Consider the following 16,190-nt stretch of genomic DNA (forward strand, 5'->3'; position numbering starts at 1 on the left):
ACTTAAACGGTCGTTCCCTTGTGAGAAATTTGTCAACTGTTCTTGACAATACCACAAGAGCCGTATGGAGGGCTATGCCATCGGGCGGCAGAACGGATGGCTTTCGGCAAACGACATCCGCAGCCTTGAGGACATGAATCCCATCGAAGCAGACGAGGGCGGCGATCTCTATCTCATCAACGGGAATATGACAAAACTGAGGGACGCAGGTTTATTCGCCAACAAGAAAGGAGAGGGCGATGAAACGTAAATTTTGGAACTGGGTGCGGAACGAGGGAGAGAAGCGAATCTTGCTTCTGGACGGTGAAATCTCGGACGAAACGTGGTGGGGGGATGAAATTACACCCCAGATGTTTCGATCTGAGCTTCACGCCGCCGAGGGAGATATTGACCTCTGGATCAACTCACCAGGCGGGGACTGCTATGCGGCGGCACAGATCTACAATATGCTCATGGAGTATAAGGGGAACGTCAATGTCAAGATTGACGGAATTGCCGCATCTGTTGCATCCGTTGTTGCGATGGCAGGATCAACGGTTGAGATTTCTCCCTTGGGGATGTTGATGATCCATAATCCCATGACCGTCTCCATAGGGGATACACACGAGATGGAGCGGACAATCACATTCCTTGCCGAGATCAAGGAGAGCATTATCAACGCCTATGAACTCAAGACGGGGCTGTCCCGTGCGAAGATTTCACGGTTGATGGATGCCGAAACGTGGATGAACGCAAAGAAAGCAGTGGAGCTTGGATTTGCGGATTCCGTTCTCTATACGGACGTTCAGCGTCCTTTGACCGAAGTGGCAGACGGGCTGATCTTCTCCCGCGCCGCTGTCACAAACTCCCTGCTCTCGAAATTCGGTCAGGGGACACACAATGTCGATGCAGAGCCGTTTAAGAAGCGGCTCTTTTCTATTTCACACTAATGGAGGGACAAGAACATGGATAAGATCATGGCAATGCGCGAGAAGCGTGCAGAAATGTGGGAACAGGCAAAGCAGTTTCTGGATTCTCACGAAAAGGACGGCCGCCTTACAGCTGAAGATGCCAAGGCATACGAGCAGATGGAGAACGAGGTGCTTGCACTCGGCAAGGACATCGAGCGCATGGAGCGTCAGGCGATTCTCGACGCGCAGCTTGCAAAGCCCGTGACGGCGGCAATCACCAACACTCCGGGCGCATCTCTCAATGCAGAAAAGACGGGTCGTGCAAGCGAGGCATACCGTGCGGCAATGCTGAAGGCACTGCGTACGAACTTCCGGCAGGTGGAGAACGTCCTGCAGGAAGGTGTGGATGCAAACGGCGGCTATCTCGTACCCGAAGAGTACGATCAGCGTCTCATTGACGTTCTGAATGAGGAGAACGTCCTGCGTCCGCTTGCGACAGTCATCACAACGAGCGGCGAGCACAAGATCAATATCGCCGCCACGAAACCTGCGGCTGCATGGATTGAGGAGGGGGCGCCGCTCACCTTCGGCGAGGCTACCTTCGACCAGATCGTCCTCGACGCGCACAAGCTGCACGTTGCGGTTAAGGTGACAGAAGAGCTTCTCTACGACAACGCCTTCAACCTTGAGAGCTATCTCATCGAGCAGTTCGGCAAGGCACTCGGCAATGCAGAGGAGGACGCATTCCTGAATGGCGATGGGACGCACAAGCCCAAGGGACTTCTCACCTCGGCAAAGACATCCGTCACCACGGCGGCGGCAGACCTCAAGGCGGATGAACTCGTGACGCTCGTCTACAGCCTCAAGCATCCCTACCGCAAGAATGCGTCGTTCATCGTCAACGATCAGACGCTTGCAAGCATCCGAAAGCTCAAGGATGCCAACGGTGCATATTTTTGGCAGCCGTCGTACCAGATGGGTGAACCAGACCGTCTGCTCGGCTACCCCGTGTATTCCTCGGCGTATATGTCTGCTGTCGAGGCGGGTAAGACCGTCATCGCATTCGGTGACTACTCCTACTACAACATCGGCGACCGTGGCACACGTTCCCTGCAGGAACTGAAGGAGCTGTTTGCGGGCAACGGCATGATCGGCTACGTCATGAAGGAGCGCGTGGACGGCAAGCTCGTTCTTGAGGAAGCCGTGCAGACACTCAAGATGAAGGGCTGATAAATCGTCCACTTATCCATTTTATCAGCGATTTCATTGGTTTTGCGGCAAGAGGGGAGGTGGTTTTATGCTTGTGCCGCTTGCAGCAGTCAAGCAGTATCTGCGCATTGACGGCGATGAGGAGGACGATCTCCTCACGCACTTTGCGGAAACGGCAGAACAGATTTGTACGGCACTTCTGCGCGTGAAGAAGCTGTCCAAGGTTGAAGATCAGGCGATTGTACGAGTCGCAATACTCTACGCCGTATCCTATCTCTATGAACATCGGGAGGAAGCGGATCACAGAGGGCTTGCGCTGACGCTTCGCTCCCTGCTTTTTGGTGTGCGGAAGGAGGTCTTTTAGGTGAGAGTGTCCATGAGCGAACTGCGTCATCGAATCACTATTCTGCGTCCCGTCACAGATACGGATGATGAGGGAAATATCCTCTCCTCATCTGCGCAGGAGATTTCAAAGGCATGGGCGCTCGTTCTGCCGTTTGCGGCAAAAATCTCGGACGGTTATGCGGAGAAGGTGCAGAAGGTGGATTACCGCATCGTCATTCGTTACCGTGCGGATGTGCGCGTGACGGATCGTATCCGTTGGGGCGACAAAACGCTCACACCCATTGCGCCGCCGTATCCGCTCGGAGGAAAGAAACGGTGGCTTGTTCTGGAATGCAGGGAGTTGGTGGAAGATGGCTAGATACCGTGGATTCGTCTCTGCCGAGAAGATCCTCTCGGAGCTTGGTGCAGAGGCGACGGCTGCGGCAAAGGAAGCACTTGAGCGCGGCGCGGACGATGTGGTCGCGGAGGCAAAGAACCGCTGTCCCGTCTATACGGGAACAGATAAGCGCGTGGTCAAAGGTGCGTTGCGGGACTCCATCCACAAACGTCTCCGCAGGAAGGACGGTTCTGTTTGGAGGATCGCGGCAGATGCGGAGTCTCAAGATGGCGTATTCTACGGCGTTCTTGTCGAGTTCAGCCCACGCATCAACCGTCCGTTTCTCTATCCCGCGCTCGATGCCAAGAAAGACGGGATCCGTTCTGCCATCGTTGATGCTGTCCGAGCGGCAATACAGAGGAGAGGGAAATGAGTACGGCACGGATGGTGTATCAGGCACTTGTGCGCTCCAAGGAGCTGACGCAGCTTCTCGCGCATGGGAGAAAGGGCATCTACCACGGGCGCAGTCCCGATGCGGGGACATACCCCATTCTCGTCTACTCTGTCATTTCCGACGTTCCTGCGCTCTCGGTAGACGGTGCGGAACTGGAACGCCGAATCACGGTGCGTATCCATATTCTGACGAAGGACGGACGGTTTCGGGAAATCCATAAAGCCGTAAAAAGTGTGCTCCTGCCGCTCGGCTTTGTGCGTGCGCAGACGCAGGAACTGACAGAGAAAGATATTTTCGTTGAAATCACAGATTACAGAACAGCAATGGAGGGAGAATAAAATGCCAAGTCCTACATCGGCAGGAAAGCCCGCAGGGAATCTGACAAGCGGGCAGTTCATCAACATCCAGAAACTTCATATCGCCAAGATGCTCACCGATGTGGCAGGAGGAGCGGCGACCTACGAAGCTCCGATTCCGCTCGGGAAACTCCTGCGCAAGGTGGACATCAAGCCACAGACGAATCAAGCGGAGCTTTTTGCCGACGGTCAGTCTGTGGATACGGCGTCGAATACCGCATCCTACGATCTGACGTTTGACACGGCTGCTTTACCGCTTGAGTATGTCGCGTATCTCCTTGGACACAGTATCGAGAACGGCGTGATGAAGGCGGGCAAGGACGATGTCGCTCCGTACTTCGCCGTGCTCTTTCAGTCGGATAAGCGCAACGGCAAGAAGAGATACACCAAATTCTACAAAGTCCAATTCACGGAACCCTCCGAGAGCGGCAACTCGAAGCAGGAGAGCATTCAGTTCGATACGCCGACACTGACGGCAAAGGCGATCTACCGTATTTCCGACGGGCTGTCCTACGCCAAGGCAGACGAGGAGGCGGCGGGCTTTGCCGCTGAGACGGGAACGAAGTGGTACGAGCAGGTCTGAGGGAGGACATGATGGATACACCGAAACTGCATATTGCGGGCAGGGAGATCACGCCGAACCCTCCGAAGATGAAGGTCTGGCGTGAGTTCCTTGCCTTTTTTGATGCCGACAAAGAAGGTCTGAGCCTTGAAGATTTTCTGGACGAGCACGTCCGTCTGATTGTCCTTGGATTCGGACGGGAGGAAGTGACACGAGAATCCGTGGAGGAGAATGTAGACGTTGCGGACATTGTTCCACTGACACGCGCACTCTTTCGATGGGTTCAGTCATTGACGTTTTCCAAATTGGTGAACCTCCCAAACGGGGAGACGGGGAAAGAGGCGTAGTTCTTTCTCCGTACCAGAATTTACTGCGCTATTACGAGCGGCTGCAGTCCGCATACGGATGGACAATGCAGGAAATTGACGCACATGAGATTACGTTCCTGCTCGATCAGCTTGTGGTGACGGCGATCTGCGAAGAAAGATCGTCTGAGCGATATGTTGACGACGTGATGTAGGGAGGGAGATGGAGTGGCAAAGCGCGGACAAAAGATTGATGAACTCTATCTCGACATCGGTCTCAACATCGCACAGCTGCAGCTGGACTTTGACACAGCGGGGAAAACCGTATCGGATTCCATTGCGCGACTCAACAGCAAGGCAAACAATATTCACCTCAAACTGGATGCCGACCTTGCCAAACTCGATGGCGTAGGGACGGAACTCGACAAGATCAAGGTGCGCTATCAGGCGATCAACCGCGAGTTGGATATTCAGCGGCAAAAAGAACAGATTCTTGCTGCTGTTTTGCAGTCTGCCAAGAAGAATGACGGCGTGGATAGTGCGTCCTATCGCCGTGCGGAGAGCAATCTCCTGCGGCAGCAGCGGACGGTCGCACAGACCGAAGCCGAGGTGCGGAAACTGAATCATCGCCTCAAGGAAAGTGCGGTACTCTCCGGCACGCTCGGCGGACGTATCTCAGCGGGTATGACGGCGGCACAGGCGGGTGTCAAGAATCTAACGAGCGGATTCAACATACTCTCCGCGAAGATGGCTGCCGTTATGGCAGTCGCCGCAACAGGCGCGGGGCTGTTCAATATCACGAAAGATGCGATGCTTGCGGGCGAGAACGTCTACAAGCTGACGCAACGACTTCACGTCTCTGCTGGGGAAGCCGCTGAACTGGGGCGTATGTTTCAGCTTGCGGATACGGACATCAAGAGCGTCATACCGCTGATCGCTCGTCTTGACAAACAGGTATCCGCTGCGGGAAATTCGGGTAACGATACCACACACGCCCTATCGCGCTTCGGGATCGCACTCAAAGATCAGCAAGGGAATCTCCTGCCGCTGAATGAGCAGCTGGCACAGCTCGCCAAAGGGTACAAGACCGCAAGCGAAGCGGGCATGGAGGAAGCATATACCGCAGAAGTCCTCGGAGCGCGTGGTGCGGCTCTTATTCCGATCCTCGAACAGTATGACGATCTGATGACCATTTCCTCGCGTGTCAAGACCACGGGACTGCTCGACCCCGAACAGGCGCACGAGACGTATCTCAAGTGGCGTGCGATGGAGATGGAAGCGGGACAGCTGAAACTTGCCCTCGGTGCGGCGCTCCTTCCTGCCGCCGAAGAACTCATGCCGGAGATCAATGACGGCTTTGAATCTCTGGTTGAAACGATCCGTGACAATAAGGACGAGATCAAGGACGCTGTCCTTGGATGGGGTGAGGCACTCAAGACCGTCGCAGAATTGGCGGGTTTTGTCGGTGAGCAGATTCACAAGGTCAATGAACACGCAGAAGCGAATGCGTGGCTCGTAAAGAATCATCCTGTGGCGTCTCCGCTGATTGCAATTCCGTTCCTCGGCGGCAGCGTTCTCGATGCTCTCTACGGGGATGAATACAAGCAGCACCAAGAACAGCAGAAGATTGCCAAAGAGAAAGCGGCGGCAGAGGAGAAGGCGCGTGCCGAAGCGGAGAAGAATGCCAAGGCGCAGGAGCAGAATGCCAAAGCTGCGAAAATCCGTGCGGCGGCAGAGAAAGATGCCGCAAAGACGGTCAGTGAATCTGCAAAGGCGACAGCACAACTGACAGACAGCTTATATACACTGACGCACACAGACATCCAGAATAGTATTCACGCTCTGGATCGCGAGGCCTTCGAGTCCTTCCAGAAGGGCGCAGATCCGCATCTCATCGACGAATACCGCTTGGCAAAGGAAGCGAAAATCTACGCCGACTTTCAGCGGGACGTTGTGGACAAGGCGAATGCGCTCTACAAGACCGACCTGCAGAACAAGCTGGACGCCATCGCCCGTGAAGCCGATGCCTTTCACCAGAAGGGCTTGGACGAGGTGCAGACGCAGGCGTGGCTCAGTGAGAGCAAGGCGCGTGTGATGGAGCAGTGGGAGCGTGACGTTGCATCCAATATTGACTCCATCTGGAAAACGGAACTCGAAAATCGCCTTGCAGAGATTGAGCGCGAGAAGGATGCGTGGGTACAGAAAGGTCTGGATGAGGTCGAGGCGACACGTTGGGCAGAGAAGCAGAAACTCGATGCCAAGCGCAACGCCGCGCTGGAAGTCCTCCGCTCCCAGAAAGAGGAGCTGAAGGTATTCAAGCAGTCCGGGCAAGTCGGGCTGATGGAGTATCTTCGCAAGAAGAATAAGTTCACAGCGGAGGACTTGGGGCTGACACCGGAACTTCTCCAACAGTTCCAATCCGGGCGTAAATGGGCGATGGAGAATCTCCTGCCGAATTTCGCTCCCGAGAAGCGTGAGGATAGTTCCCGCATCCGTGTGAATGGGCAGGAGTTCTCATACGCACAGATGATGGCAGGATTGGGGCAACAAGCGCAGAGCATCCAAACTGCGGGGCAGAATGTTCTTTCCTCTCAAAATACTCCCCAGTCCGCGCCATCCATGACGGACAACCGCCAAATTCACATACAGGTGCAAATCGAGAACGCCGTCACGGAGGACAATGAGGGAATGCGTATGCTTGCCGACCACGTTGCCGACCGTATCCGTCCTGCTGTTGAAAATGCCCTAGGGGGTGATTCCAATTCATATTCACATTGGTGAGGTCAGAACGCTGAGTGTCGAGAACTGGCAGATTGTTCCCGACGACCGTCAGCAACTTTTGGAGATTGTCGGCGGCGCGGTCGTGCAGGACTTCGGACATGTTACGGAGGGCGACCGTATCTCCTGTATGGTCACGGTCACTGCCGCCGACTGGGAAAAGATCAAGGGCTATTGGGACGGCCGCGCAAGGGTGTCCGTGACGGACGAGAGCGGGAGCGTCCTGCCCTCGATGCGTGTCGTGGTGAAATCCTACGAGTACGTGGCTCATTTTCCGAAGGTATATAAACTGTCTTTAGAATTTTGGAGGGTGTGAAAATGGCAGAACTGCTGCATATCTATATAAACAATCCGACGGAGGGCAGCAAGGACGGGACGGAGGTCAGCTCCGGTACGGAACTCTCTCCGATCTCCGTTCTGCTCGATGCGGGTAAGGGTGAGCAGAAAGCCGTCAAATGTGCCGTGCGGTGCGAGAGCGGCTTCCACATTGACGGAGTATTGACGATCAAGTTTGTCGGTGATCATGCGGATAAGTGGAAAGCCGCGACGGATAACAAATACACTGCCGAGACAGCATTGGAGTCTGCCGAATGGAAGGATGTTATTTCTCTGCAGAACGTCCGCGACACGAATACCGTCTTCTGGGTCAAGGCACTCAGCAGTGCAGATGAGGCACCGCAGCAAGATACGAGCGTGGATATTCAGGCAGAGGGGCTCCTAGTCTCGAATTGAGGAGGTTCGTATGGCATTCAAATACATCAATCCGGGCTATGCGGATCTGCTCTCAGTTCGTGGCGGCACGACGGTGACGGGCGAGCAGTACAGCAAAACAGGCATATCCTTCTGGCAGCCGACCGGTGACAAAGGTCTGACGATTTCAGGATTCCCCACAGAGCTTTACGGGAAACTGGATCTGTACTTCAAAGCACCGGAGAATGCAGACCGTGCTAAACTTACCCTTGCAATCGGAGGCTACATCATCGTTAGTGCGGAAACGTCCTGGAGCAGGTGGCGCATGAAGGGAAACAACAATAACGATACCATCGCCACTTCCGACAGCATTCGCGCAAATGCAGTCAATACTTTGTGGTTTCATGTCAAACCGGGGCAGAACAATGACGGTATCTTTCGGGCACTCCTGAACGAACGCGAGGTTTGCAACAAGCAGGACTGCTCTTTTTGGTATGCCTACAGTTCCAGTGAAAAGACCATTACGGTTTACAGTAGAACCGAGGACATTCTCGTCTCGAATCTTATCCTCTCGGATGAGGAGATCAGCCCACGGGAACAGGTTATCATGCTGCCCGTCCAAGCGACGCAGACGGATATGACCGACTGCGGCGATGGAAGTTATGAGGCGACGGCTGCGAATCAGGAGCTTCTGCAAACGGTCGATGTTGCCGCACTATCCGCGCAGTATGGTGCGGACTCGCGTGTGACGGGGATTTCCCTCATCGGGAATCCTGCCTATCGCACGGCAGAAGGACTGTGCGCTCTGAGGGCACTTGAAAAGAGCGGAGGGAATGTTACGGAATACGGCAGACATATCGCCGAACAGAATCCGACATCCACCGTTATGGACACGCGCACTGTCTCCATGAGGATTGCAGAATTCACGGGGCGGCAGTTCGGATGGAGAGCGGGCGTATGAGCATCAAGCTGAAACCTGCCGTCTGCATCGCATGGCTGCCGTTCGGGCGCGTTCACCTCAAACCGATCATATACGCCACGGTGATTCCCGTATTTCGTCAGCCCGTGCAGGTCAGCGGAGATACGTCACGCAGGCTCAATCTATCTTGTTCCGTTCATGCAGATACCCTACGCGATATTCGGATCGTCAAGAAAATCCGAGTGACAGGGGATGCGCTTCGGCGTATCGGTCATTGCAAAGCAGCGTTGGTAGATACGAAACGAACTCTTGTCAAACAGTCACGCATCGTTGCAGACACGAAAATCGAGATTCCGCACACGCTTACCTACGCAGAGTTCAGAGAGCGCGGCATTCGTTCGTTCTCCGTGACGCTCGGCGAGCTTACGCTTTCCGACATGATCCAACTCGAAACCGTCCAGCCGCTTGCCGTCGGCGCGTGTGTAGAAGGGCGGGTGATGGATTATGCCTTCCGTTTTCTTGTCGAGGAAACAAGTCAGCGCGGCATCGTGCAGTCCGTCAAGGGGACGTACAGTAAAGACACACTCCTCTACACGCCCATCCATATCTACGTCGAGCGGGCAAAGGTATCACGCTATGCGGTGGAGATTGCGGCAGCACTTGGGCTTCGGCTTCATCGTCTGACCGATGATTTCACACCGTCGCAGAACTTTGAGGGCAGCGGAATGACCTACCATGACTTCATCTCCGCACTGTTCGGATGGACGGCAAAACTGCCGCAGCGTCAGATCAATGTGTTTATTCGTGGAGATACGCTCCACATTGTTCAGCGCGGCATGGAGGAATCCGTCATTGACATCACGCACTGGCCGCACGCACAGCCGACGATTGAGCGGAAACTCGTGCGTTCCATCTGGCACAGTGCGAATAACAATCATGAGAGCGGGGCGCACAACGAGGAGGACACTGTCCCTGTACCTTTCACCGGCACGATTTCGTTCAAAGAGATCAGCCGCACTTACTCCAACGGTTTTCTCGTCCGCGAGACGAATGAGAACGGCTACAGCACCTATACCTACGATGGGGAATACCTCGCCGAGAAGCGCACGCATAATGTGGACGGCTCGACCAGCCGCACGGATTACGCCTACGCCACTACGGGGCGGGATGTCTATCTCTTCAAGGAATGGGAACGTACAACAGAACCCGTCAATGACGGAAAGAAGCACACAGAATATGACTGGGAAGATTGGAGCAAAGAGAAGGGCACGGAGCGCATCACCTACCATGCGCCGCTCGGCTATGGATGGTATGCGGCCACCGTCTATGTGGACGGCGTATTGGAGGGCAGCAGCTTGTCGCAGGGAAAGCCTGGCGGCAAGGCGAGTCAGTTCACCGTCGAGCAGTCGAATCTCAGCCTTGGCGCAAGTTACGCGAGTGACGATGAGCTTCCGTACTCCTCGCTCATCGACACTGAGTTTCCCGTTGTGGGCGCAGAATATCTGCGAATGCTGACGAGAGAAATCGAATGGCTCAATCGCAAAACACAGGAGACTGTTACGGTGGAGATTCGCGCACGGATTCGTAGCGGCGTTCCCGACATTGACCACATCGTCGATTTCACCGAGCGCATCCGCTTCGAGGGGCATGAGTATTTCTTGCAGTCCAACACGGTGGAACTCACGCCGCGTATTCTGCGGCAGACGATCAAGATGGTGAGGTGGTACGGATGAATGGTGTTCTTGGACTTGCAGCGGCGATACGGGCAGGGATAAAGAACTCGAAGGAGGTTGAGTCACAGGCTCAGCGCGGAAGGATTCAGAATGGGCGTGTTCATATCGGCGAGCGCTCCTATCCATTTCGTGCGGTAGTGGACTGCAATACGGGAGACGGCAGTCTAGTGTGGGTACAGATTTCAAAGGGTGGTACCGCCGTTATCGTGGGAGCGTGAGGGATATGCACAGGGCGCGAGTGAAAGCTGTGAGCGGAAATCGGGTGCTTGCGGATGGCGCGTGGCTTACCTGCATTGGAAACCATGCTGTTTATCCGGGCGAATGGATCTGGACGGACGGTCGCTGCGTCTACGGGCATGAATCCGAGGGCGGCAGCAGTTATGTTCCGACGAATGTCCTTTCCGGCATACCGCTCCTCCAAATAAAGTGGAAGGATCAAAAAAACCAGATGCTCCATTCGTACTACGCAAAAGGAAAGATTCATCCGCTCGGCTTTTCCAAAGAGGATATATGGATGGTCAACAGCAACCGTCACTTTGCGTATGTCTCAGGCTATGGAATGCTCGATGCCGAAATGGACGAGCGGGGAAATCTCTATACCCTCGAAGCCGTGAATGTCCTCGTGTCTCCACTCATCGGGGCAGATCAGCGGGACAGTATTCTCTCTGTCAAACGCAACGGCGAGGTCATCGCCGCATATGATCTTGTGCCGATGTTTGGTGCTCCCGCCGTATCCGGTCCCACTGACCTCTATAGCTGTCAAACCGTAGGAGGGCGGGTGGATAAAGAAAGGAACTTCAAAGTGATGATATGGCACGCAACATCAGAGCATGGGGGAGACGGAAGCCATGTCAGCACAGACCGTTATGTGTTCTTCGACGGTCAGAACATGGAATCTTGGATGGAGAAAACCAAAACAACGTCAAGAGACTCTGTTACAGGGGAAACCTATCCTTCGGAAAGCAGATGGAGCGCACCGGATTATAGTGTCCTCTATCCGCTCCATGACGGTATGTATATGCGCTTTCCCGCAAATCTGGATTACCTTATCTCCGGGAAAAAATATATTTCAAAGATTTACAGTGCAAAGGATGAGCTGCTTATGGAACTGGAAACGAATCCGACTGCCCGTACCAGCCTCTGCCCTCTGGGACAAGGGAAATATCTGGTCAGCACGGGATCGCCCTTATATTTATGGAAGGACGGTCAGCTTACAGAGCTTATGCGCGGATGCTATAACTACCGTCTGCGCAGGATGAATCATCTCGGAAAATGGAAGAAAGCAGGAGGTTTTTGATGATGGATCAGATTTTGACAATACGTCTCTATGCGGCGGGCATTGGCATCGTGGTCGGGGAGTTCCTCGGCAGCTTTGACGATCTGCTTTATGCACTCGTCGCTTTTGTTGTGACGGACTACATCACGGGTGTACTTCGTGCGATTGTTGAGAAGAAACTGTCCAGTGCCATCGGCTTCAAAGGGATTTGCAAGAAGGTCTGCATCTTCACCCTTGTCGGCGTGGCGAATGTGTTAGATGTTCACATCATTGGAAGCGGATGCGTCCTGCGTTCCGCCGTGATCTTCTTCTACATCTCGAATGAAGGAATCTCGATCATCGAGAATGCGACGAGGATAGGGCTTCCTGTGCCGCAAAAACTTCAAGATATGATATTGCAGCTACAAGACAATAACGTTGCAAACAAGAAAGGGGAAAAGAACAAATGAAAGTATTTCTGAACCCGGGGCACGCCCCGAATGGAAATCCGGATCCTGGTGCTTGCGGATGTGGACTGCGCGAGTGTGACGTGGCGAAGAATGTCGCAGACCTTGTTGCGGGTTATCTCGCTGCCGCAGGTGTAGAAGTTGTGGGGAGTCTCCAATCCGACAGTCTGCATGAAGTCGTCTCGACTTCCAACCGTGCGGATGCCGATGTGTTTATCTCCATCCACTGCAATGCGTGCAACGGCAATGCAAACGGAACGGAGGTCTGGCACTACTACGGAAGCGGCGAGGGAGAAAAGCTGGCAGACTGCATCCAGAGTCAGATTGTGGATGCGCTTGGAACTGTGGATCGTGGCGTGAAGGGGGCAAAGCCCGGCGTCAACGGTTTGTATGTTCTCAACAACACTGACGCGGTCGCCGTCCTCGTTGAGCTCGCCTTTATCGACAACGAGGGGGATGCGGCACTCTTGCGAGAGCGACAGGACGATTTTGCCCGCGCCATTGCACGCGGCGTGACCGACTACGCCCTGCAGTGATGCATTCACATAAGATTGCATAAAAGGCTGAAAGGAGGTAAGCTATGCTTGAGCGAATGCAGCACACTCTTACGGAGCACAAAGTGCTGATCCTAGTGCTCTTGTGTATTCTGCTCATCGGTGTTGCCTACGCCATTGGGCGACACTCCGCACCCGAGCAGACGGCGGCTGAGAAACCTGCCGTCATGACGCAGGAGGAGACGCGGGATGCGGAACGGCTGCGGGCTCAGCTCGACATCTCCAGGCGCAACGCGGATGCCCTGCGGCGACGTCTTACGGACGTACAGGCGGGGCAGCGCGCACCTGCGGCAACGTACTATGTGCAAGCACCGACGGTGGAGCGGGCAGCAACGATTGTCGAGAGACAGATCAAGGAGGATGTGCCGACGTTACCACGGGCAGCGCGTGAGAAGTCTGATCGTACCGTTGTCACGCCGATTACGAAAGACGCAGACGGGAAAGAACTACCGCAAGATAAGCAGAAAGTTGACGTATATAAGATCAACCTTCGCAAAGACCACCGTATCAGGGCGGGCGCATCCGTCATTGACGGCAAGCCGCTCATGAGTATCGGATATGAGCAGGGGCGGCTTGAGGCACTGGCACATTTTGACGGTTCACGCTATAAAGGTGTGACGCTCATGTATAACGTCGCTGAGTGGTAAGCGAATAAACGAACAGAGGGACAGCGTTTCGTGCGCCGTCCCTCTGTTTTTGTTCGTAAATTTGACAGCTTTTTGACAGCCTGCGGGATGTCAAAAGCACGTGATATGCGTTACTGCATGGAAACAGAATCCCTTGTATATCAGGGAGTGCCTTCATATTAGAGGGAAAAGAAAATTTTTGAACGTAAAGTCAAGTTTTATTTTGGACAGGCAGGGATTTTTTCGTAAAGGTCGAAATATTTATAGGTGCAATAGTTTCGTGCGTAAATGAAGAGAAGATAAATCGAGGGAGGGCTTATCTTGCGTGCAATATCCGTGAGCGATTTGGAAAATGGGATGATACTTGCGCGGACGATCGTCAATGCCAAACGTGTGGTTGTCGTGTCGGAGAATACGGAGCTGACGGCGGCGCATATCATGCGTCTCAAGTTCCTGAAGATCCCCGTTGTCTACATCAAGGACGAGACGGAGCTTCGGGAGGATCGCTCGCCAATCTTCTCGCGCAGCAATCTCTTTATCAAGCAGTATGAGAATGTGGTTGGGACGGCGAAGTCGATCTTCGAGGAGGCGAAAAAGACGGGGAATGTGCCCGTCGCCGAGACGAATGAGATGGTGCAGACGGATCTCCTGCCGCTCTCGCGCCGCAGTGGGACGATTGACTATCTGAGCGAGGTCAATCATTTGGCGAGTGACATCTACAACCACTCGCTCCGCGTCTCGATTCTCTCGGGTGTCATCGCGAAGTGGATGAAGCTGGATCGTGAGACGGCAAAGGATATCGTGCTCGCCGGCTTCCTGCATGATGTCGGCAAGTCGAAATTTGACCAGCGTCTGCTCGAGAAAAATATTGATACGCTGACGGGCGAGGACTACGAGCGGTATATCCAGCATACGGTGGATGGTGCACAGATCCTTCGCGACGTTGCGGGGCTGACGGAGGGCGTACGCCTCACGGCACTCCAACATCATGAACGCATGGATGGGAGCGGTTTTCCGTTCAACATCCAGGGGGGGGACATTCACCTTTACGCGCGTATTGTCGCTGTGGCAGATCTCTACGATAATATCACGGTGGAGCGCGAGGGGTATCCGCGCCGCACGCCGTTCGATGCGGTGTCGGAGATCGCACGGCAGATGTATACGAAGCTGGATCCGCAGGTCTGTATTCCCGTGCTGACGAATATCAAGAATGCATTCCTCGGTTCGCGCGTGCTGCTCAGCAATCACCGCGAGGGGACGATCACGGCATATCCGCACGGTGTTGTGCCGCTCCCGATCGTGACGATCTCGGAGGACGAGGTGATTGATCTCAACGAGAACAAGGAGATCATAATCATCGAGTATAACCCGAAATAAGCGCATCAGAAAAGCCCACCGGAGTGTATCCGATGGGCTTTTTGTATGGATTCGATGATGTCAGCTGATACTCTGGAGTGCATTGTACCACTCGAGCACCTTGTCATAGGTCGGCTGGAGATGTTCGGGGCGAAGGTTTTCGCGTGCGCAGTAGGTGCTGACGCTCTCCCAATCGCCCTTTTCGTAGGCGACAACGAGATCGAGCAGTCGGCGCAGGTCATTGTCCTTGCCGCGCAGGGCATCGCTGAGCTCGTCGGACAGCGAGACCTCTTTGAGAACGTCGTCCATGGGAAGCCCCAGAAGAACGTCAAGTAGTGAGAACATACCGAGCAAAAAGCCTGTGTCGGCGGTGAGCCCGGGGCGTTTGAGTTCGCCGGCAATGAGTTCGCAGAACTTTGCACGCAGGAGCGAGAGGGTGAAGAGTTCGGGTGGTTTGTCCTCGGAGAAGGTCTGGAGGCTGACGAGCGTGACCCAACGACGCACGCCGCCGGCACCGAGGAGGACGGTTGCCTGCTTGAGGTTGGACACATGATTGTTGAGCCCGACACCTGCAGAGTTGATGTAGGTGAGCAGCTTGTGGACGAGGTTCGTGTCCGATGAGATAACGCCGGTGATGGCGGAGAAATCGACATTCTGACGGTTGATTTCCCGCAGGAGGCGCATCTTCGAGAGCGCATTGCTCGTGAGTCGCTTCTGGTGGAGCACCGTCGGTTTGCAGAAGAAATAGCCCTGAAAGAGGACGTAGCCAAAGTCGAGTGCCTGCTGGAACTCCTCCTCTGTCTCAATTTTTTCTGCAAGGAGACGAACGTGCTGCGGCAGGATCTCACGGAGCTTTTTGCGTTCTTCGGGATCTGTCGTGATGCGGAAGTCAACTTTGATGATGTCCGCCATGTTGATGAGCGGCTCGTAGCCCGGCATCAGGACGAAGTCGTCGAGGGCGATCTTGTAGCCCGCCTCCTTGAGCTCCTGCACGACCTGCAAAATCTCGGGAGTCGGCTGTACCGTTTCCAGAATCTCCACAACGACGTTTTCCGACGGGAGGAGTTTCGGTGCACGGCTCAGCAGGTTCTGCTCGGTGAAGTTGATGAACGCACGCTTGTCCGAGACGAGCTTGTTCATGCCAAAGTCGAGCATGGCATTGACCATGACGCTTTGCGTTGCGACATTGCCGTCGAGGTTGGGATCAAAGGCATTCTTGAGTCCGCTGCGGAAGAGGATTTCGTATGCGTATACTTTCTTCTGTTGATCCAGTATGGCCTGTCGCCCAATAAATGCTTCTTCCATATTAAAAACCTTTCTTTAGGGAAGCACTGATAAATTCAGCCACGCCATCTTGACGCATCTTTTTTGCCCG

20 protein-coding genes and 1 pseudogene are annotated in these 16,190 nt (G+C 54.4%); 20 read left to right on the forward strand and 1 reads right to left on the reverse strand.

From position 1 onward, the window contains the following. Nucleotides 1-52: 52 nt before the first annotated feature. The 20 genes and pseudogenes from ACO6BQ_RS08860 to ACO6BQ_RS08955 form a co-directional block, all read left to right on the forward strand. A pseudogene (locus tag ACO6BQ_RS08860) lies at nucleotides 53-250 on the forward strand (phage portal protein); the annotation flags it as partial. Next, nucleotides 240-929, forward strand: a complete 690-nt coding sequence (locus tag ACO6BQ_RS08865) for a head maturation protease, ClpP-related (RefSeq protein WP_489120503.1) — start codon at nucleotides 240-242, stop codon at nucleotides 927-929. The pseudogene ACO6BQ_RS08860 and the gene ACO6BQ_RS08865, both read left to right, overlap by 11 nt. A gap of 15 nt (nucleotides 930-944) precedes the next feature. After that, complete coding sequence (locus ACO6BQ_RS08870; protein WP_489120504.1) at nucleotides 945-2,120, forward strand: phage major capsid protein; 1,176 nt, start codon at nucleotides 945-947, stop codon at nucleotides 2,118-2,120. 67 nt (nucleotides 2,121-2,187) lie between these two features. Next, a complete protein-coding gene (locus ACO6BQ_RS08875; protein ID WP_006306638.1) occupies nucleotides 2,188-2,463 on the forward strand; it encodes a head-tail connector protein in 276 nt (91 codons plus the stop codon). Beyond that, nucleotides 2,464-2,802: a phage head closure protein gene (locus ACO6BQ_RS08880; RefSeq protein ID WP_489120505.1), complete on the forward strand. Its 339-nt coding sequence runs from the start codon at nucleotides 2,464-2,466 to the stop codon at nucleotides 2,800-2,802. Further along, nucleotides 2,795-3,193 carry an HK97 gp10 family phage protein gene (locus ACO6BQ_RS08885; protein ID WP_489120506.1) on the forward strand — a complete coding sequence of 133 codons (399 nt, stop codon included), beginning with the start codon at nucleotides 2,795-2,797 and terminating at the stop codon, nucleotides 3,191-3,193. The genes ACO6BQ_RS08880 and ACO6BQ_RS08885 overlap by 8 nt, the downstream gene beginning before the upstream one ends. Further along, the gene (gene gp17, locus ACO6BQ_RS08890; RefSeq protein ID WP_489120507.1) at nucleotides 3,190-3,552 is read left to right on the forward strand and encodes a gp17 family tail completion protein; all 363 of its coding nucleotides are present in this window, start codon (nucleotides 3,190-3,192) and stop codon (nucleotides 3,550-3,552) included. The genes ACO6BQ_RS08885 and gp17 overlap by 4 nt, the downstream gene beginning before the upstream one ends. A gap of 1 nt (nucleotide 3,553) precedes the next feature. Beyond that, a complete protein-coding gene (locus ACO6BQ_RS08895; protein WP_489120508.1) occupies nucleotides 3,554-4,153 on the forward strand; it encodes a major tail protein in 600 nt (199 codons plus the stop codon). An 11-nt stretch (nucleotides 4,154-4,164) separates the two neighbouring features. Further along, the gene (gpG, locus tag ACO6BQ_RS08900) at nucleotides 4,165-4,479 is read left to right on the forward strand and encodes a phage tail assembly chaperone G (protein WP_489120509.1); all 315 of its coding nucleotides are present in this window, start codon (nucleotides 4,165-4,167) and stop codon (nucleotides 4,477-4,479) included. 186 nt (nucleotides 4,480-4,665) lie between these two features. Then, nucleotides 4,666-7,218 (forward strand): hypothetical protein, encoded by a 2,553-nt coding sequence (locus ACO6BQ_RS08905; protein WP_489120510.1) that lies wholly within the window; start codon nucleotides 4,666-4,668, stop codon nucleotides 7,216-7,218. Continuing rightward, on the forward strand, nucleotides 7,190-7,531 hold the full coding sequence (locus tag ACO6BQ_RS08910; protein ID WP_489120512.1) for a phosphoribosylformylglycinamidine cyclo-ligase: 342 nt from the start codon (nucleotides 7,190-7,192) through the stop codon (nucleotides 7,529-7,531). Before ACO6BQ_RS08905 ends, ACO6BQ_RS08910 begins: the two co-directional genes overlap by 29 nt. Before the next feature lie 2 nt (nucleotides 7,532-7,533). Then, nucleotides 7,534-7,947 (forward strand): hypothetical protein, encoded by a 414-nt coding sequence (locus ACO6BQ_RS08915; protein ID WP_489120513.1) that lies wholly within the window; start codon nucleotides 7,534-7,536, stop codon nucleotides 7,945-7,947. A 10-nt stretch (nucleotides 7,948-7,957) separates the two neighbouring features. Continuing rightward, nucleotides 7,958-8,866 (forward strand): hypothetical protein, encoded by a 909-nt coding sequence (locus ACO6BQ_RS08920; protein WP_489120514.1) that lies wholly within the window; start codon nucleotides 7,958-7,960, stop codon nucleotides 8,864-8,866. Continuing rightward, nucleotides 8,863-10,557 (forward strand): hypothetical protein, encoded by a 1,695-nt coding sequence (locus tag ACO6BQ_RS08925; RefSeq protein ID WP_489120515.1) that lies wholly within the window; start codon nucleotides 8,863-8,865, stop codon nucleotides 10,555-10,557. The genes ACO6BQ_RS08920 and ACO6BQ_RS08925 overlap by 4 nt, the downstream gene beginning before the upstream one ends. Beyond that, nucleotides 10,554-10,775, forward strand: coding sequence for a hypothetical protein (locus ACO6BQ_RS08930; RefSeq protein WP_489120516.1), 222 nt, complete (start codon nucleotides 10,554-10,556; stop codon nucleotides 10,773-10,775). The genes ACO6BQ_RS08925 and ACO6BQ_RS08930 overlap by 4 nt, the downstream gene beginning before the upstream one ends. Before the next feature lie 5 nt (nucleotides 10,776-10,780). Beyond that, nucleotides 10,781-11,854 (forward strand): hypothetical protein, encoded by a 1,074-nt coding sequence (locus ACO6BQ_RS08935; RefSeq protein WP_489120517.1) that lies wholly within the window; start codon nucleotides 10,781-10,783, stop codon nucleotides 11,852-11,854. A 2-nt stretch (nucleotides 11,855-11,856) separates the two neighbouring features. Then, on the forward strand, nucleotides 11,857-12,282 hold the full coding sequence (locus ACO6BQ_RS08940) for a phage holin family protein (RefSeq protein WP_489120521.1): 426 nt from the start codon (nucleotides 11,857-11,859) through the stop codon (nucleotides 12,280-12,282). Then, on the forward strand, nucleotides 12,279-12,815 hold the full coding sequence (locus ACO6BQ_RS08945; protein ID WP_489120518.1) for an N-acetylmuramoyl-L-alanine amidase family protein: 537 nt from the start codon (nucleotides 12,279-12,281) through the stop codon (nucleotides 12,813-12,815). Before ACO6BQ_RS08940 ends, ACO6BQ_RS08945 begins: the two co-directional genes overlap by 4 nt. A gap of 44 nt (nucleotides 12,816-12,859) precedes the next feature. Further along, the gene (locus ACO6BQ_RS08950) at nucleotides 12,860-13,480 is read left to right on the forward strand and encodes a glycoprotease (RefSeq protein WP_489120519.1); all 621 of its coding nucleotides are present in this window, start codon (nucleotides 12,860-12,862) and stop codon (nucleotides 13,478-13,480) included. Between the two features lie 336 nt (nucleotides 13,481-13,816). Beyond that, nucleotides 13,817-14,836, forward strand: coding sequence for an HD-GYP domain-containing protein (locus ACO6BQ_RS08955; RefSeq protein WP_489120522.1), 1,020 nt, complete (start codon nucleotides 13,817-13,819; stop codon nucleotides 14,834-14,836). A 60-nt stretch (nucleotides 14,837-14,896) separates the two neighbouring features. Here the strand turns inward: ACO6BQ_RS08955 and ACO6BQ_RS08960 are convergent, their stop codons facing one another. Continuing rightward, nucleotides 14,897-16,120, reverse strand: a complete 1,224-nt coding sequence (locus tag ACO6BQ_RS08960) for an EAL and HDOD domain-containing protein (protein WP_489120520.1) — start codon at nucleotides 16,118-16,120, stop codon at nucleotides 14,897-14,899. Nucleotides 16,121-16,190 lie beyond the last annotated feature (70 nt).

The organism is Centipeda sp. (in: firmicutes), assembly GCF_057271695.1.

Coding starts and splice junctions, on each gene's coding strand:
- ACO6BQ_RS08865 (WP_489120503.1), top strand. CDS start 240: ATGAAACGTAAATTTTGGAACTGGGTGCGGAACGAGGGAGAGAAGCGA.
- ACO6BQ_RS08915 (WP_489120513.1), top strand. CDS start 7,534: ATGGCAGAACTGCTGCATATCTATATAAACAATCCGACGGAGGGCAGC.
- ACO6BQ_RS08940 (WP_489120521.1), top strand. CDS start 11,857: ATGGATCAGATTTTGACAATACGTCTCTATGCGGCGGGCATTGGCATC.
- ACO6BQ_RS08935 (WP_489120517.1), top strand. CDS start 10,781: ATGCACAGGGCGCGAGTGAAAGCTGTGAGCGGAAATCGGGTGCTTGCG.
- ACO6BQ_RS08875 (WP_006306638.1), top strand. CDS start 2,188: ATGCTTGTGCCGCTTGCAGCAGTCAAGCAGTATCTGCGCATTGACGGC.
- ACO6BQ_RS08885 (WP_489120506.1), top strand. CDS start 2,795: ATGGCTAGATACCGTGGATTCGTCTCTGCCGAGAAGATCCTCTCGGAG.
- ACO6BQ_RS08930 (WP_489120516.1), top strand. CDS start 10,554: ATGAATGGTGTTCTTGGACTTGCAGCGGCGATACGGGCAGGGATAAAG.
- ACO6BQ_RS08955 (WP_489120522.1), top strand. CDS start 13,817: ATGATACTTGCGCGGACGATCGTCAATGCCAAACGTGTGGTTGTCGTG.
- ACO6BQ_RS08960 (WP_489120520.1), bottom strand. CDS start 16,120: ATGGAAGAAGCATTTATTGGGCGACAGGCCATACTGGATCAACAGAAG.
- ACO6BQ_RS08945 (WP_489120518.1), top strand. CDS start 12,279: ATGAAAGTATTTCTGAACCCGGGGCACGCCCCGAATGGAAATCCGGAT.
- ACO6BQ_RS08870 (WP_489120504.1), top strand. CDS start 945: ATGGATAAGATCATGGCAATGCGCGAGAAGCGTGCAGAAATGTGGGAA.
- gp17 (WP_489120507.1), top strand. CDS start 3,190: ATGAGTACGGCACGGATGGTGTATCAGGCACTTGTGCGCTCCAAGGAG.
- gpG (WP_489120509.1), top strand. CDS start 4,165: ATGGATACACCGAAACTGCATATTGCGGGCAGGGAGATCACGCCGAAC.
- ACO6BQ_RS08950 (WP_489120519.1), top strand. CDS start 12,860: ATGCTTGAGCGAATGCAGCACACTCTTACGGAGCACAAAGTGCTGATC.
- ACO6BQ_RS08895 (WP_489120508.1), top strand. CDS start 3,554: ATGCCAAGTCCTACATCGGCAGGAAAGCCCGCAGGGAATCTGACAAGC.
- ACO6BQ_RS08925 (WP_489120515.1), top strand. CDS start 8,863: ATGAGCATCAAGCTGAAACCTGCCGTCTGCATCGCATGGCTGCCGTTC.
- ACO6BQ_RS08920 (WP_489120514.1), top strand. CDS start 7,958: ATGGCATTCAAATACATCAATCCGGGCTATGCGGATCTGCTCTCAGTT.